At 70.4% G+C, this 15,564-nt stretch carries 14 protein-coding genes; 6 read left to right on the plus strand and 8 right to left on the minus strand.

The genetic code is table 11. The annotated features are described in order from the left end of the window. Positions 1-50: 50 nt before the first annotated feature. On the minus strand, positions 51-650 hold the full coding sequence (locus MKK49_RS15855) for a superoxide dismutase (RefSeq protein WP_244030078.1): 600 nt from the start codon (positions 648-650) through the stop codon (positions 51-53). Between the two features lie 216 nt (positions 651-866). Here MKK49_RS15855 and MKK49_RS15860 point away from each other — a divergent pair, with 216 nt between their 5' ends. Continuing rightward, complete coding sequence (locus MKK49_RS15860) at positions 867-1,892, plus strand: hypothetical protein (protein ID WP_244030080.1); 1,026 nt, start codon at positions 867-869, stop codon at positions 1,890-1,892. Positions 1,893-1,911: 19 nt separating this feature from the next. On the opposite strand, the gene MKK49_RS15865 is transcribed toward MKK49_RS15860, so the two are convergent. The 4 genes from MKK49_RS15865 to MKK49_RS15880 all read right to left on the minus strand — a co-directional run bounded on the left by MKK49_RS15865 (position 1,912) and on the right by MKK49_RS15880 (position 6,322). Next, the gene (locus MKK49_RS15865) at positions 1,912-3,666 is read right to left on the minus strand and encodes a sensor histidine kinase (protein WP_409565085.1); all 1,755 of its coding nucleotides are present in this window, start codon (positions 3,664-3,666) and stop codon (positions 1,912-1,914) included. A gap of 173 nt (positions 3,667-3,839) precedes the next feature. After that, positions 3,840-4,583, minus strand: a complete 744-nt coding sequence (locus tag MKK49_RS15870; protein WP_409565086.1) for a tRNA (guanine(46)-N(7))-methyltransferase TrmB — start codon at positions 4,581-4,583, stop codon at positions 3,840-3,842. Between the two features lie 4 nt (positions 4,584-4,587). Beyond that, positions 4,588-5,766, minus strand: a complete 1,179-nt coding sequence (gene metK / locus MKK49_RS15875) for a methionine adenosyltransferase (protein WP_244030084.1) — start codon at positions 5,764-5,766, stop codon at positions 4,588-4,590. 145 nt (positions 5,767-5,911) lie between these two features. Next, a complete protein-coding gene (locus MKK49_RS15880; protein ID WP_244030086.1) occupies positions 5,912-6,322 on the minus strand; it encodes a helix-turn-helix domain-containing protein in 411 nt (136 codons plus the stop codon). Positions 6,323-6,965: 643 nt separating this feature from the next. Here MKK49_RS15880 and MKK49_RS15885 point away from each other — a divergent pair. The 4 genes from MKK49_RS15885 (at position 6,966) to MKK49_RS15900 (ending at position 11,168) form a co-directional block, all read left to right on the plus strand. Then, positions 6,966-7,787: a thermonuclease family protein gene (locus tag MKK49_RS15885; RefSeq protein WP_244030088.1), complete on the plus strand. Its 822-nt coding sequence runs from the start codon at positions 6,966-6,968 to the stop codon at positions 7,785-7,787. A gap of 95 nt (positions 7,788-7,882) precedes the next feature. Beyond that, positions 7,883-9,319, plus strand: coding sequence for a M48 family metalloprotease (locus MKK49_RS15890; protein WP_244030090.1), 1,437 nt, complete (start codon positions 7,883-7,885; stop codon positions 9,317-9,319). A gap of 175 nt (positions 9,320-9,494) precedes the next feature. Next, positions 9,495-10,775: a sensor histidine kinase gene (locus MKK49_RS15895; protein WP_244030093.1), complete on the plus strand. Its 1,281-nt coding sequence runs from the start codon at positions 9,495-9,497 to the stop codon at positions 10,773-10,775. A gap of 18 nt (positions 10,776-10,793) precedes the next feature. Then, a complete protein-coding gene (locus MKK49_RS15900) occupies positions 10,794-11,168 on the plus strand; it encodes a response regulator (protein WP_244030095.1) in 375 nt (124 codons plus the stop codon). 134 nt (positions 11,169-11,302) lie between these two features. Here MKK49_RS15900 and MKK49_RS15905 read toward each other — a convergent pair whose 3' ends face one another. The 3 genes from MKK49_RS15905 to MKK49_RS24670 all read right to left on the minus strand — a co-directional run bounded on the left by MKK49_RS15905 (position 11,303) and on the right by MKK49_RS24670 (position 15,071). Next, a complete protein-coding gene (locus MKK49_RS15905; protein ID WP_244030097.1) occupies positions 11,303-13,066 on the minus strand; it encodes an ABC transporter ATP-binding protein in 1,764 nt (587 codons plus the stop codon). A 218-nt stretch (positions 13,067-13,284) separates the two neighbouring features. Then, positions 13,285-14,622 (minus strand): MFS transporter, encoded by a 1,338-nt coding sequence (locus MKK49_RS15910; protein WP_244030099.1) that lies wholly within the window; start codon positions 14,620-14,622, stop codon positions 13,285-13,287. Continuing rightward, positions 14,619-15,071: a PRC-barrel domain-containing protein gene (locus tag MKK49_RS24670; protein ID WP_313899172.1), complete on the minus strand. Its 453-nt coding sequence runs from the start codon at positions 15,069-15,071 to the stop codon at positions 14,619-14,621. Before MKK49_RS24670 ends, MKK49_RS15910 begins: the two co-directional genes overlap by 4 nt. A gap of 82 nt (positions 15,072-15,153) precedes the next feature. On the opposite strand from MKK49_RS24670, the gene MKK49_RS24675 reads away from it, so the two are divergent. Beyond that, positions 15,154-15,486 carry a hypothetical protein gene (locus MKK49_RS24675; RefSeq protein ID WP_313899173.1) on the plus strand — a complete coding sequence of 111 codons (333 nt, stop codon included), beginning with the start codon at positions 15,154-15,156 and terminating at the stop codon, positions 15,484-15,486. The last annotated feature ends 78 nt before the right edge of the window (positions 15,487-15,564 follow it).

Below are 15,564 nucleotides of genomic sequence, written 5' to 3' on the forward strand. Positions count from 1 at the left end.
AAAAAAGCGCCGCAAGCCCGAGGGCTCGCGGCGCACATCCTATGAAACAATCAGGCGGTGGCTTCGCCGTACATCTTCTCGACGTGCTCCCAGTTCACCAGGTTCTCGATGAACGCCTTGAGATAGTCGGGCCGGCGGTTGCGGTAGTCGATGTAGTAGGAGTGCTCCCAGACATCGACGCCGAGGATCGGCTTGGCGCCGTGGACGAGGGGATTCTCGCCGTTGGGAGTCTTCTGGATCTCGAGCTTGCCGTCCTTGACGGCGAGCCAAGCCCAGCCGGAGCCGAACTGGCCGATTCCGGCCTGGATGAAGTCGGCCTTGAATTTCTCGAACCCGCCGAGATCCTCGTCGATCTTCTTGGCGAGCGCGCCCGGCACGGCGCCGCCGCCGTTGGGCTTCATCCACTGCCAGAAGTGGATGTGGTTGTAGTGCTGGCCGGCATTGTTGAAGAGCGGCTGGTTGTTGCCGTAGGCGGCAACCAGCACCTCCTCGACGCTCTTGCCTTCGAGGCCCGTGCCTTCGAGCAGCTTGTTGCCCGTATCGACATAGGCCTTGTGGTGCTTGTCGTGGTGGAACTCGAGGGTTTCCTTCGACATGTAGGGGCCGAGCGCATCGTAGGCGTAGGGCAGTTCGGGCAGGGTGAAGGTCATCGGCACTCTCTCCGGTCGTACGGCGTGGCGGCGAAGGCGGGCGCGACGATCGGCCCGCCGCCTGCGAACCAACGCGCCGATACGTAAGTCGATGCCTGCGCTGCGGCAACGCCCGAACGGCCCGTGGCCTGTGGCCGGCGTTTCGATTTTGCAAAATGCCGGCAGGGCCTTACTGTGCGCGCCGCACTCCGGGTGCAGGCGTTTTTCGAGAGTTCCATGATCATTGCGCTGTTCGCGCTTGCTGTCCTGATGATCGTCGGCGGTGTCGCGTCGGTCGTCCAGGGGTTTCCCTTCGTGCGCCTCGAGAGCGGCATGGCGATGACCGTCGCCGGCGCGACCACGGCGTCGGCCGGGGCCGTGGTCCTGGGCCTGGCGGCGGTGGCGAGCCACCTGCGCGGTCTTGGACGGCGCCTCGGCGCCCTGCGCCTGGAGGCGCCTTCGGCCGAGCCCAGGACGGCGGCGGCCCTGCCGTCCCGCGACCCCGAGCCGGACCTGTTCGAGCCCGCCTCGACCATCGCGCCGTCGACCATGCCCGCGCTCGACGGTCGGCCGGTCCGACAGCGGCCGAGCTTCGGCGGCCCCGACCCGCGGGACTTCGGCCTCGACGCCATGGGTGCGGCGGCCGGTCTGGGAGCAGCGGGTCTGGGAGCGACAGGGCTTGGTGCGACCGGACTCGGAACCACGGGCCTCGAGCCCGGCATATCGAGCGGAGCGCTCCATGCGGACCCGCGGGGCCGCGGGCCGGAGCCGACCTTCGTGCATCCGCCGGAACCCGATCTGCCGGCCCCGCCGACCCCGGAGGAGATCGAGCCGCCGCTGCCCGACCTTCTGCCGCCGGAGGACGAGACCAGGACGGTCCCCGACGCGCATCGTGAGGGATCCTTGGCCGCACCGCCCCCGGCCGAGCCCGAACTCGTCGCGGAGGCGTCCCCCGCGCCGGAGAACCAGCGCACCCTCGCGCTGTTCGACGCCGGCCCCGACACGACCGGCGAGCCCGTGCGCCTGTATCCCACCCTCGACACGATGGCGGACATCACCCCCGAGCCCCCTCCCCCGCCCGCCGTCGAGGAAAAACCCGAAATCGTCGGAACCTACGCGTCGGGCGGCAACACCTACGTGATGTACGCCAACGGCTCCATCGAGGCCGAGACGCCGCGCGGGCGCTTCAGCTTCGAGTCCCTCGACGAACTGAAGGCCTTCGTCGAGGCCGGCGGCGAAAACGACGCGCGCGGCGCCGCCTGACCCCGACCCGGCGCGGCCCTCAGGCCAGGGGGTTGAGCACCGTGTTGCGCACGGGCAGCGGCGCCAGCATGCGCAGACGGAAGCCGTCCGGCGGATAATCCATCGCCACGTCCGCCCGGACCTGTGCCGTCAGCACACGCTGGAGCAGGCGCGAGCCGAAGCCCTGGCGCGTCGGCGGGCGCACGCGCGGACCGCCGCTCTCGACCCAGTCGAACCGCAGGGTCTCGGCCGGGCCGTCCGGCGCGAGGCTCCAGACGATCGTCACGCGCCCGTCCGGGGTCGAGAGCGCGCCGTACTTCGCCGCATTGGTGGTGAGTTCGTGGATCGCCATGCCGACGGGTACGGCGACCTCGGAGGCGAGGTCGACGGGCGGGCCCTCCAGGCGGATTCGGGCATCGTCGCCCGCCCCGTCCAGGGCGCCGTCGGCGTAGGGCTTCAGTTCGTTGACGAGGAGGCTGCGCAGGGACGCCGTCTGCCAGGTATCCTCGGTGAGCACCGAATGCGTGTGCGCCAGGGACATGATCCGCCCGACGAACGCCTCGTAGAAGCTCTCGATGCTGGAGGCGGTGCGGGCCGTGGACCCGACGATGGCCTGCACCGTCGCGAGCGTGTTCTTCACCCGATGGTGCAGTTCGCGGATCAGCAGGGTCTGGCGTTCCTCGGCCATGCGCCGCTCGGTGACGTCGGCGACGACGCCGATGAGCCGGCGCGGCAGCCGGTGGGCGGCGTCGCGCTCGAAGCGGCCGGCGAGATCGATGATCCGCCAGGCCCCGTCGCTCCGTCGCCTGATGCGGCCCGTGGCCTTGAAGACCGCATCGCCGCGCAGGGCATTCGAGATCGCCGAGCGGAAGGCGGCGCGGTCGTCGGGATGGAGGATCTGCTCCAGGAACTCGCGCTTGCCCACCGCCCCGTCCTCGGCCGTGCGCCCGAAGATCGCGAACATGCGGGCGTTCTCCCAGACCGCCTGGTCGTCGAGCATGTGCCACTCGAAGATGCCGAGGGCCGCGAGGGAGGCGGCGATGCGCAGGCGCTGTTCGCCAGCATGCAGGGCCGTGCGGGCGGCGACCTGGGCCGTGATGTCCTGCACCACGCCGACGATGGCGGCGGGCCCGTCCGCACCGCCGCGGCTCGCCTCGCCCCGCAGGCTGAGATCGATTTCGCTCCCGTCATCGGCCCGGCGCAGGCGGCATTGCAGGGCGAACCGCCCGCCCTCCGCAAGGGCGGTCCGGACCTGAGCCTCGACCCGTGCGATCTCGTCCGTCTCCAAGCGGGCGCGCAGGGTCGCCCAGGGAAGACCGACGCCTGGGCGGTCGCCGAGGATATGCGCGGCACGCCGCGAGAGTGACACGAGACGCGTTTCCCCATCGAAACGCCATTCCCCGACGCCCGCGGTCGTCAAGGCGGCCTGGTTCTCGACGGCCGACACGAGATCGTCCGTCTCGGCCTCATCGACCACCAGAACCTGCCCCGCACCGGTCGAAGGCGAAGGCCGAATGCGGACATAGACGCTGCTGCCGTCGGCGGCGCGCCAGCGGCGGAGGCCGGCCGGCACGGGGATCGTCGCTTCCCCAAGATCGGCGAGGGCGAGACCGGTCAGGTCGCCGGCGGGATAGCGCATCAGCATGCACAGATGCGGATTGGCCGCCCGGATGCGACCCTCCTGCAGGTCCAGGGTGAGGAGGCCGATCTCCGCCGCCGCGAAAGCCGCGTCGGCGGCTTCGCCCGGGTGAGGCGAGGCCGGGCCTATCCCGTTCTGTTCCGCCGCGTCGCCCAATCCGCAACCCCGCTCACGACACCGTGCCGGAGACGCGCGAAGACTTTCCCGGTTTTCAGGAACGTTTCGTCGGTCCCGGGCATCGCTGCGCCGAGCGCATGCAAAGCTTTCGCAGGGCGGAAGGCAAGAGGGACCTTCCACGGAAACACGTCTCCCACAGGAGCGACGTGTTGTCAGTCGGTCGCGACCCGCCGGAACTCCAGATAAGTGGGAGCCCGCCCGGCCGCGAGGGCCTTCGCCTCGTAGCGCGTGCCCGGCCAATCCGGCCACGCCAGGCGCCAGTCGTCGGCGGAGGCGGCGGTCCAGGCGAGGCCGGGGCAGCGGGCGGTCCGCACCAGGGTCCAGCCGGCATAATCGTCGATGTCGCTGGCGAATCGGAAGACGCCGCCGGGCTTGAGGACGCGGGCGACCTCGCGCAGGGCTTCGTCCGAGACGAAGCGGCGCTTGCGCTGGCGGCGCTTGGGCCACGGATCGGGATAGAGCAGGTAGACCCGCGACAGGGCACAGTCGGGGATCGCGGCGAGGAGTGCCGTCGCGTCCTCGTCCCAGACACGGACATTTCGAAGGGCACCGTCATCCACGGCCCGCAACAGCTTGGCGACGCCGTTGACGAAGGGCTCGGCGCCGATGATGCCCACGCGCGGATGAGCCTTCGCCTGCGCGGCCAGATGCTCGCCGCCGCCGAAACCGATCTCGAGCCAGACCTCGTCGACGGGGACAGGGAACAGGCCGACCGGATCGAGCGGGGCGGCGTCCGGCGGAAGGGCCACCCGCAGGCTCGGTAGGAGCTCGGCGATGCGCTGCTCCTGGACCGCCCGCAGGCGCTTGCCCTTGCGCCGCCCGAAGAAGGCGCGGTCGGCGCCCTCCACGACGTCCCCGCCCGGGAGGGGCGGGAGTTCATCCCGCCCCATGGTCATGGGATCAGGACAGGGCCGACTTGAGGCTGTCGGCAAGGTCGACCCGCTCCCACGAGAAACCGCCATCGGCCTCGGGCGCCCGCCCGAAATGGCCGTAGGCCGAGGTGCGGGCGTAGATCGGCCTATTGAGGCCGAGCTTCGTCCGGATGCCGCGGGGCGACAGGTCGAAGGCGTTCATGAGCACGTCCTCGAGCTTGGCCTCGTCCACCTGGCCGGTGCCGTGCAGATCGACGTAGATCGACAGGGGCTTGGCGACGCCGATGGCGTAGGCGAGCTGGATGGTGGCCCGCGTCGCGAGACCGGCGGCGACCACGTTCTTGGCGAGGTAGCGCGCGGCGTAAGCGGCGGAGCGATCGACCTTCGTCGGGTCCTTGCCCGAGAAGGCACCGCCGCCGTGGGGCGCGGCTCCGCCGTAAGTGTCGACGATGATCTTGCGGCCGGTGAGGCCGGCGTCGCCATCCGGGCCGCCGATGACGAACTTGCCCGTGGGGTTCACGTGCCACACGGTCTCCTCGGAGACCCAATCCTTCGGCAGGGCGTTCAGGATGTAGGGCTCGACGATGGCGCGCACGTCGGCCGAATCGAGGGACTCGTCGACGTGCTGGGTCGAGAGCACGATCTGGGTCACGCCGACGGGGCGGCCGTTCTCATAGCGCACGGTGACCTGGCTCTTGGCGTCGGGGCCGAGCTTGGCCGCGTCGCCCTGCTTGCCCTTGCGGGCGTCGGCCAGGTCCTTGAGGATCTTGTGGGCGTAGTAGATCGGCGCCGGCATGAGCTCGGGCGTCTCGTCGGACGCGTACCCGAACATGATGCCCTGGTCGCCGGCACCTTCGTCCTTGTTGCCGGACGAATCGACGCCCTGGGCGATGTCGGCCGACTGGGCGTGCAGGTGGATGGCGATATCGTTGTTCTTCCAGTGGAAGCCCGACTGCTCGTAGCCGATGTCGCGCACCGCCTCGCGGGTGAGCTCGGTGAGGTGCTCGAAGGTCACGGAATCCGGACCGCGGACCTCGCCGGCGATGACGATACGGTTGGTGGTGGCCAGGGTCTCGACGCCGAGACGCGCTTCCGGCATCGCCGCGATGTAGGCATCCACCACCGTATCGGAGATGCGGTCGCAGACCTTGTCCGGATGCCCTTCCGAGACGGATTCGCTCGTGAATAGGTAGTTGGAACGTGCCATGGGACAGGTACACCCGGTTTTCGGGTGCGCCTCATACGATGCGTCTGCCCCGGCCTACGGAAGGTCGCGGTTCTTGCACCGGGAACCGGGACGGTCAAGCCGAAAAACCGGACGCGTTCGATAAAAAGAACGAATCGTCCGCCAATCAACGTTTGAGCTTGGCGTCGAGCGCCTGGATCGCGGCGGACAATTCGCGGCGACGTTCCTCCGAAAAATGCTCCGTGACGTGACGGGCCACCACATCCACGAGCCCCTGCCAGCTGTCGCCGGCGACGTAGGGCTGCTGAGGCGTTTCGTGAAAGGCCGCATCGGGCTCGGCGTCCGTGTGGACGAGATCCTCGAAGAAGTACGTGACGGGCACGCCGATCATCCGGCTGAAGCTCTCGAGGTGGAGCGCGCTGATCCGGTTGGTGCCCTTCTCGTATTTCTGCAGCTGGGCGGCGGACATGCCGAAGCGCTCGGCCACGCGCTTCTGGGTCAGCGACGCCTTCTTGCGCTGCTCGGCGATGCGCCGGCCCACATGCACGTCGCGCGCGTCGGTCTTCTGGCCTGCCATCCTGCCCGTTCCGTGCCGCGGCCTCCCGCCGGAGCTTGCGGAAGAAAGGCTCGGCCATTCCCGTGAAGACCGGGTTAAGGCCACGCGATTCCGCAACGTCTGCGGCACGGGCGTGAGTGAATGGTGGCGTCCCCGGCAGGGCTCGAACCTGCGACCCCAGGTTTCATACCACTTCGGCTTCCGCCGCCGCCCCCTCGCGGGTGCGTTCGTGGCCTGGACTATCCCTTCACCATGGGCGCCCGAAGGTGCCGTTAGGTGCCGCCCGTCTAGTCTCTACACCTTCCCGCCGCCCCTTCGCGGGAGCATGACGGGCTTGGCTCGGGATCGGCGGGGCCTGCGATTGGGCAGACCCTCGGGCTTTCCCCGAATTTGAGCGGATCCGCCGCGCGGTTTCCCCTCGCGGCGCCCAATTGTGTCTAGGAAACCTGTGCTCTGTCCAGCTGAGCTACGGAGACTCACCGACGCCTTCCTAGCACCAACGCCGGGGCCAAGCCAACCACGCCGATGGGGCCGTGTTGCGGGCCTGCCGCAGGGCGCCCGAAACGCCTGCCGCGGCCCGCACCCTGCTTGTCCTCGGGGTGGCGGAGACCACAATGACGGCTCGGGTCACGGCCCGCTCGGGTCGCGGGAGGAGCGTTCCATCATGGCGGATCGCAGGACCAGGACGGATCGCAGGACGGATCGGCGTCATGCCTTCGGCGCGCGCGTCCTGACGGTCCTCGCCGCCGGATTCGGCGCTGGGTCGCCGGCCGGGGCCGTCGCCCCCGAATGCCGGACCACGCCCGTGCCCGCCACCGCCCTCACCGCCGTCGACGCGCGGGGCGAACTCGCCTTCGCCTCCGGGGCGCGCGGCGTCCTCGACGGCCTGCGCTGGCCGGAGGCACCGGACCGGGCGCAGGCGGCGCGTATTTGGCTGCTCGCCCATGCGGGCACGCCCCTCACCCTCGTGGCGCGCGGCGAGACCGACCGCTGGGGCCGGGTCCATCTCGACGCCACGGGGGCCGACGGCACCGCCGACCTCGCCGGGGGCCTCGTCGAGGCGGGGCTCGCCGCCGTCGACGCGGGCGAGCGCGACAGCCTGTGCCGGCCCGGGCTTCTCGCCGTGGAGGCGGGCGCGCGTGGGGCCGGGCGGGGCCTGTGGCGGGAGGCGGATCAGGACGCCCGGGACGGCGCCGCCCTGCGCACCCGCCTCGGCCGCTTCGTCGTGGCCAGCGGGCGCGTCCTCTGGGTCGGGGAGCGGGCGCGGCGAACCTATCTCGACTTCGCCCGGCGCGGCGAGGACGGGCTCACCGTAACCGTGTCGAAACGCACTTGGCGCCAGTTGCAGGAACGTGGTTTGAGTGCGGTATCCCTGCGCGAGCGCCTCGTCCGGGTCCGGGGCGTCGTCGAGGTCTGGCGCGGTCCGACCCTTGATGTCGCGAGCGCGGACATGATCGAAATCCTGGACGCGGCGCAGGGGCGCTGATCGGTATGTTGGGGGCCATGACGCGGGGGTCGAGCACACGGAGCGGATCGGCGGCGAATCCCGGGGGTCGCGTCCGCACGGGTGATCGCGTCCGCATGGGCGCGGGCGTCCTGCTCCTGTCGGTCCTTGTCTCGGGCTGCATCGGCGATCTGACCGGGGCGACCCTCCAGCCGGCCGTCGTCAGGGCGCCGCCGGAGGCGCCGCGCGTCACCGGCCGCGAACGCAACGCGACCGACGCCGACCACGCCAAGCTGGTGGCCTCCTTCGGCGGCGAGTACCGCGCCCCCGCGGCCTTGAAGCTCCTCACCGAGGTCACCGATCGCCTCGTGCGCGCCACGGACCGGCCGGAGGAAACCTACGCCGTCACCCTGCTCGATTCGCCGGTGATCAACGCCTTCGCGCTGCCGAGCGGTCGCCTCTACGTGACCCGGGGCCTGCTGGCGCTCGCGAGCGACACTTCCGAGATCGCCGCCGTCCTGTCCCACGAGATCGCCCACGTCACCCTGCGCCATGCCACGGCCCGCACGGAACTGGCGCTCCGCTCGCAGCTCGTGAGCAAGGTGGTGGCCGACGTCCTCAACGATCCGGTGACGGGCGCGCAGCTCCAGAGCCAGTCGAAGTTCGCCCTGGCGCGGTTCTCCCGCGATCAGGAGCTCGAGGCCGACGGCGCCGGGGTGAAGACCCTGGCGCGGGCCGGCTACGACCCGTTCGGCGCCGGGCGCTTCCTGCGCTCCCTGAGCCGCACCACCGGCATGAAGACCGGGACGGGCCAGGCCGGCGAGCCCGACATGCTCGCGACCCATCCGGGCACGCAGGAGCGCATCACCCTCGTTACTCGGGCCGCGCGCCTCATCGGCGCGCCGGGCCTCGGGGTCGATGAGCGGGCGCGCTACCTCGCGGCGGTGGACGGCATCGCCTACGGCGACAATCCCGGCGACGGCCTCGTACGCGGCCGCCGCTTCCTCCATCCCGGCCTCGGCATCGCCTTCGAGGTACCCGACGGGTTCACCATCGAGAACACCCGCAACGCGGTCCTGGGCACCACGCCCGAGGGCAGCCGCCGCCTGCTGTTCGATCAGGTGGAGAACCCGGCCGGACAGGGCCTCGAAGAGGTCCTGAAGGCGACCTGGAACGACGCCGTCGAGCCGGGATCGACGGAGAACCGGACCATCGGCGGCAACCCGGCCGTCACCGCACTGTCGCGCGGCAAGGACTGGACCTTCCGTCTCGCCGCCATCCGCATGGGCGACACCACCTTCCGGATGATCATGGCCGCCAAGGGGGCGACGGACCCCGACGCCGCCTTCCGGCGCTGGACCGAGAGCCTCGCGGCCGTGGGCGCGGCCGAGACCCAATCCCTGCGCCCCCTGCGTCTGCAGGTGGTGACGGCCACCGCCGCCGACACGGTGGAGGGGCTCGCCCAGCGCATGCTCGTCCCCGACCGGGCCGCCGACCGCTTCCTCGTCCTCAACGGCCTCGACCGCGGTGCGGCCCTGCGGGCGGGCCAGGGGTACAAGGTCGTGGTCGAATAGAGGTCGGGGTCGCGTAGAGCTCGGGGTCGCCTGGACCCCCACCCCGCTCCGAGCCGCACGAAACCGCGGATCGAATGTCGATCCGGTTTCGCCGGCAACGAAAACGCGCCATCGTGCGCGCTTGATTCCTTTGATGTGCGCCGCGCTCCGTCCCGCCCGATCCTGAGACCGTGCCATGTTCGATGCCCTCGGGAGTTTCCTCGACCGAAGCAACCTCTCGCCCCACGGCATCTGCCTGCTGTGGCGGCCGGAGCTGATCTGGACGCACGTCGTCTCCGACTTCGTCATCGGGCTGGCCTACTTCACCATTCCGGTGGCGCTGGGGGTGTTCGTCACCAAGCGCAAGGACGTCGCCTTCGGCTGGATGGCCTGGGCTTTCGCGGGCTTCATCCTCGCCTGCGGCACCACGCATTTTCTCGCGATCTGGACCCTGTGGGTGCCGGACTACGCCGCCGAGGCCCTGGTCAAGGCGTTCACGGCGGTGATCTCCCTGGTCACCGGCATCCTGCTGTGGGTGCTGCTGCCGCGCGCCCTAGCCCTGCCCTCCCCCGAGACCTTGCGGCGCGCCAACGCCGAACTCGTCGCCCGCGTCAGGGAGCGCGATGCCGCCCTCGATGCCCTGCAGACGGCGATCGCCGAACGCGAGCGCGTCGAGGCGATGCTGCGCCAGACCCAGAAGATGGAGGCTATCGGCGCCCTGACGGGCGGGGTCGCCCACGACTTCAACAATCTGCTCGGGGTCGTCATCGCCAACCTCGACCGCCTCGGGCGCACGCCCCTCGAGGGCGCCGCCGAGCGGGCGCGCGGCAACGCCCTCAAGGGCGCGGAGCGGGCGGCGAGCCTCGTGCAGAAGATGCTCGCCTTCGCCCGGCGCCAGCCCCTGCAGCCGACCCGGTTCGACGTCAACGGCCTCATCGGCGACCTGTCCGAACTCCTGCGCGGCGCCCTGAACGCCGTCGAGCCGCCGGAGATGGACCTGGCCCCCGACCTCTGGCCCGTGCGCGTCGATGCCAACCAGCTCGAGAACGTCCTCCTCAACCTCGCGGTCAACGCCCGCGACGCCATGCCGGAGGGCGGACGGGCGACGATCCGCACCCGCAACGTCCCGGCGGCCGAAGCCGCGCACCATCCCGGACTGCCGGCCGTCGACCACGTCCGGATCAGCGTCGCGGACGGGGGCTGCGGCATGAGCCCGGAGGTCGCCGCGCGCGCCTTCGAGCCGTTCTTCACCACCAAGGCCGTGGGCGAGGGCACGGGCCTGGGGCTCAGCCAGGCCTTCGGCTTCGCCAAGCAGTCGGGCGGCCACATCGTTCTCGACAGCCGCCCCGGTGACGGGACCACCGTGACGGTCTACCTCCCGAGGGACCGCGACGCGGCGGTGGCCCAACCGGTCGCCCACACGGCCGAGGGCCGCCCGCGCCTGCCGTCGATCCTGACGCCCCCCCGCTTCGCCTGACCGGAGACGCGATACGCGATGACCGATACCGTCCCCCCCCGCGTCCTGATGGTCGAGGACGAGACCATGCTCCTCGAGGTGGTCGCGGCCGAACTCGAGGATGCGGGCTTCGACGTCGCCCAGGCGACGACGGCCGAGATCGCCCTCGATCTCATCAAGAGCGGTGCGGCGATCGACATCCTATTCACCGATATCCGCCTGCCCGGCGAGATGGATGGATGGCAGCTCGCCGAGGCCGCGCGCCGCCTGCGCCCGGGCCTGCCGATCATCTACGCCACTGGCTTCACCCAGACGCCGCCACGCCTGGCGGCGGGCAGCGTGTTCTTCACCAAACCCTACCGCGCCAACGCGATCATCAAGGCACTCCGAACCCTGGGCGGCACCGAGCCGTAGACCGTTAGCCGGCCCAGGCCACCGCCCTCGCACCGAATCCGGGTGATCCCTTCAGGACAGCGGATCTGTGCTTCGCCCAGACGCCGCGCGGGCGTGTCCGATCCAGCCATCGCTCCAATCGAGCGGAGGCCGTATCAGGCCGCCGCCAGCGACAGGGACATGGATTCCTTCTTCATCAGCTCACGGTAGAACCCGTCGAGATGGGTCAGCTTGTCCGGCGAGCCGTCCTGGATGATGCGGCCGCCCTCCAGCACCACGATCCGGTCGAAATCCTTCAGGGTCGAGAGCCGGTGGGCGATGGCGATGACCGTGCGGCCCTTCATGAGATTCGCGAGCGCATGGCGGATCGCCTCCTCGGACTCGGCGTCGAGGGCCGAGGTCGCCTCGTCGAGGAGCAGGATCGGCGAGTCTTTGAGGATGGCACGCGCGATGGCGATGCGCTGGCGCTGGCCGCCGGAGAGCTTCACGCCGCGGTCGCCCACGATGGTGTCGAACCCTTCCGGCAGCGCCTCGATGAAATCGGTGCAGTGCGCCGCGGCGGCGGCCTTCCACACATCCTCGTCGGACGCGTCGGGCCGGCCGTAGCGGATATTCTCCCGCAGGGTCCGGTGGAACATCGAGACATCCTGGGGAACGACGGTGATGGCCTCGCGCAGGGAATCCTGCGTCACCCGGTGGATGTCCTGCCCGTTGAGGAGGATGCGGCCCCCCTGGGCGTCGTAGAAGCGCTGAAGCAGGGAGAACAGGGTCGACTTGCCGCCGCCCGACTTGCCCACGAGCCCGACGCGCTGGCCCGGCTGGATGGCGAGGTCGAAATCCGTGAACACGGCACGACCGTCGGGGTACGAGAACGCGACGTGGTCGAAGGTGATCTCCGCGCCGGTGCCCGACAGCGGAACGGCCTCGGGATGGTCGGTGAGGTCGTGGGGCTGCAGCAGGGTGTGGAGCGCCTCCGACAGGCGGGCGGTGTGCTGGGTCGCGTCCACGAGGGCGACGGCGAGGTCGCGGGTGGCGGCCAGAATCCGGATACCCAGGGTGCAGACGAGGACCACCTGCCCGTTCGACGCCGCACCGGCCTCCCACAGGGTGATGGCCCAGTAGAGCAGGCCGAGGACGGCGAGCACGGTCAGGATGGCGTGAACGATGCGCAGCTTCTCGAGGTAGAGCAGGGACGAGCGGCGCGAGCGCATCTCGACGCCGATGGTGCCGTCGAAGCGGGTGTACTCGCGCTTGAACGCCGAGAAGGCGCGCACCAGAGGCATGTTGCCGACGAGATCGACCATCTCGCCGTCGACGCTCGCGGCCTTGGCGGCGAAGTCGTGGTGGAGCGGCTTTCCGGCGGCCGCCATCTTGAACATCAGGACGACGACGGCGGCGAAGATGCCGGCGAGCACGAGGGCCATCGTGAGGCTGACGGTGCCGATGTAGAGGATCGACAGGAAAGCGGCGACGCAGGGCGGCATCACGTTGAACACGAACATGTTCTCGACCGTGAAGATCGCGTTCGAGGTCGCGGTGATGCGCGACGCCAGGGTGCCCGGCTGACGGTCGGCGAAGAACGAGGGCGAGTGTCCGGTCATGTGCCGGAACAGGTCGCGGCGGATGTCGCCGGTCACGCCCACGAACGTGAACGAGCCGGTCAGGCTCGCCACGCGCCAGAGCATGTTGTCGGCGGCGATGAAGGCGACGAGGAGGGCGAGCGCGCCCCAGATCAGCCCGGCCTCGGGACCCTTGCTCAGGGCGTCGACCACGCCCTTGAGGGCGTAATCGGTGCTGACGGAGAAGCCGACGGCGCCGAGCACGGCGCACAGGATCACGAGATGCGGCAGTGCCCGGCGGCGCAGGTAGCGCGCGACGAAGGCGAACGGCCTGTCGGCATAGACGCACAGGTCTTCCATCGCGGTGACAATCCCGTTTCCCAGGAGACCTTGCGGACCCTGTCCTTCAAACGAAGCCCGTGCGCGGTCCGCACGAAACTTTGTGTCCCCAAGGTTCGCAACGCGAAGCTCGCGCAGGCGTTGCAGGCTAACGTACAGCTTCGTTCGTTCTAGCGAAGAAACCTGAACGTCGCTTGAGCGGCAAGCGAATTCGATGCCGCCGCCGTCTCCTCGAAGGGTTACGCGCCGGCAGAGCGCCGGGTCTCCGGCATGATCAGGGCGATCATCACGAAGCCCGCGAAGCCGACCACGGCAAGGCCGAGAAAGGCCGAATGGCTGCCGAGGCGATCGGCCATGATGCCGGCGAGCGACGTCGAGAGGGCCGCCCCGATGCCCATGGCGGTGCCGACGGCGCCGAGCGCGATGTTGAAGCGCCCGGTGCCACGGGTCACGTCGGAAACCACGAGGGGCACCATCACGCCGAACACCGCCGCCGAGATGCCGTCGAACACCTGGATCGCCACGAGGAGCTCGGGGCTGCTGGTATAGGCGAACAGCAGGCCCCGGATCGGCAGGGCGGCGAAGCCGATGAGCAGCAGGGGCCGGCGGCCCCAGCGCTCGGCGGCCCGCCCCACGGCCGGCCCCGAGACGGCGAGCACCACCTGGGGCACCACGATGCAGGCGGCGATGAGGGCGGTCGCGGTCTCGCTGGCGCGCAGGGTCAGCATGCTGCCCACCAGCGGCAGCATCGCCGCGTTGGCGAGGAAGAACAGCATCATGCAGGCGCCGAAGCACATGAGCGCGCGGTTGCCGAGCAGGGCGCGAACGGCATTCTCCCGCCGGGGCTCGACGGCGCCGGCAACCGCCGCCTTCGGCACCGTCACGGGACCGATCTCGTCGGCGCGGATGAAGGACAGGGCCGCGAGCGTGGGGATCATCAGGAAGGCGGTGAGATAGAACACCGCGTCGTTGGACAGGTAGTAGCCGCAGGCTCCCATGCCGGCGGCCGCCACGGCGTTGCCGAGGGCCGAGAAGCTGGCGTTGCGCCCGAGGCGCTCGCCGGCGCGGGCATGGCCGACGAGGCCGATGCTGATGGCCGCGATGGCGGGCGTCAGGATGCAGCTCGCCGCCGAATGGGCGGCCATGGCCAGGAGCACGATGAGGAAGTTCGGCCACATGGCCAGCGCGAAGGCGCTGAGCGCGATGGCCACCACGGAGAAGCCGGCGGCGAACCGCAGGGAGCGCATGGCGTCCACGAAGGCACCGCCCGGCACCTGGCCGAGCAGGCTGACGAGGCTGCCGATGGTGAGCGCGAAGCCGATATCGGACTGGGTCCACTTCGCCTGGGTGAAGTAGACCGCGAGGAACGGCCCGAATCCGGTCTGGAGGTTGGCGACGAAGAACGCGAAGCCGTCGAGGCCCCGGCTGCTGGTGCGCGAGATCGCCTTCATATCGGCGGAGCCCTCCACGGCATCGGCAGGGGCCTCGCGCCGGGGCATGGGACGCGGCCGGAATTCGGACCGGGCGACCTCCCTCGGCTTGAGGGGACGGCGGTCCTTCGGGAGGGGAACCGTCATTTCTCCGGCGTTCTCTCGGCCGGCTTTTCGGGGGGCTTCTCGGCGGGGGTGGCGGGAGGGGTGGCGGCCGGGGGCGCCACGGGCGGCGCGGCGGCCTGCTGGTCGCCTTCGGGCGCGGCGGGACTGGCCGGACCGAGGACAACGATGGGCTCGCCCGGCTTGTATTCCGGCGAGACCCGGACCTGATTGCGGGACAATTGCAGGACGAGACGCGTCGGCTTGCCGTCGGAGGTGAAGCGCATGGAGCGCCAATCCACGGCGATCTTGCGCGAGCCGACGCCGAGGAAGCCGCCGAAATCGATGATGGCGGCGCGCGGACGCCCGTCCTTGTCGAGGACGATGTCGATGATCCGGCCCATATCCTCGCCGGTGGCGCTGCGCACGGCCTTGCCGAGGACACCCTCGTAATCCGCCGTGTCGAGGACGGTGGCGGGAGTCCCCGTGGGCACGACTGGACCTTGGGGCGGAACGGAGTTCGGCGCCGGCACAGAACTTGGGGGCGAAGCGGCATTCTGCGTCGGAGCGGGGGCCGTGGTGCCGCCCTGGGTGGGCGCGACGGCAGGGCCGGCAGGCGGCTGGACCGTGGAAGCGGGCGGCGGCGTCACGGTCGGCGGCGCCGACGCAGCGGGCGGGGCCGATGCGGCGGGCGCCTCGACGGGTCTGCCCCCGGGCGTGGCATCCTCGGCGAAAGCGGATGCGGCCCCCAGGCCGATCGTCGTCGCGGCGATCATCCGGATAAATCTGAACACGTGCGTTCCCCGAGCGATGATCACGCCGGCCCTTGCGCAGAACACGGACCCGTCCGGCAATTTCCCGCGAGGGCGGGCCCGGTGTCACTGCGCAACGACCAAGGCGAAGTTGTGAAGGCGAGACCCAAGGCGCGTCGCCCCGGAGCTCCGAAGGGCGAGAACCAGGGGCAAGAACCAGGCCGATGCCGTGCAC

Source organism: Methylobacterium sp. J-090 (assembly GCF_022829345.1).
GTDB lineage: Bacteria > Pseudomonadota > Alphaproteobacteria > Rhizobiales > Beijerinckiaceae > Methylobacterium.

Coding starts and splice junctions, on each gene's coding strand:
- MKK49_RS15860 (WP_244030080.1), top strand. CDS start 867: ATGATCATTGCGCTGTTCGCGCTTGCTGTCCTGATGATCGTCGGCGGT.
- MKK49_RS15905 (WP_244030097.1), bottom strand. CDS start 13,066: ATGGAAGACCTGTGCGTCTATGCCGACAGGCCGTTCGCCTTCGTCGCG.
- MKK49_RS15895 (WP_244030093.1), top strand. CDS start 9,495: ATGTTCGATGCCCTCGGGAGTTTCCTCGACCGAAGCAACCTCTCGCCC.
- MKK49_RS15870 (WP_409565086.1), bottom strand. CDS start 4,583: ATGACCATGGGGCGGGATGAACTCCCGCCCCTCCCGGGCGGGGACGTC.
- MKK49_RS15880 (WP_244030086.1), bottom strand. CDS start 6,322: ATGGCAGGCCAGAAGACCGACGCGCGCGACGTGCATGTGGGCCGGCGC.
- metK (WP_244030084.1), bottom strand. CDS start 5,766: ATGGCACGTTCCAACTACCTATTCACGAGCGAATCCGTCTCGGAAGGG.
- MKK49_RS15900 (WP_244030095.1), top strand. CDS start 10,794: ATGACCGATACCGTCCCCCCCCGCGTCCTGATGGTCGAGGACGAGACC.
- MKK49_RS15855 (WP_244030078.1), bottom strand. CDS start 650: ATGACCTTCACCCTGCCCGAACTGCCCTACGCCTACGATGCGCTCGGC.
- MKK49_RS15890 (WP_244030090.1), top strand. CDS start 7,883: ATGGGCGCGGGCGTCCTGCTCCTGTCGGTCCTTGTCTCGGGCTGCATC.
- MKK49_RS15910 (WP_244030099.1), bottom strand. CDS start 14,622: ATGACGGTTCCCCTCCCGAAGGACCGCCGTCCCCTCAAGCCGAGGGAG.
- MKK49_RS15885 (WP_244030088.1), top strand. CDS start 6,966: ATGGCGGATCGCAGGACCAGGACGGATCGCAGGACGGATCGGCGTCAT.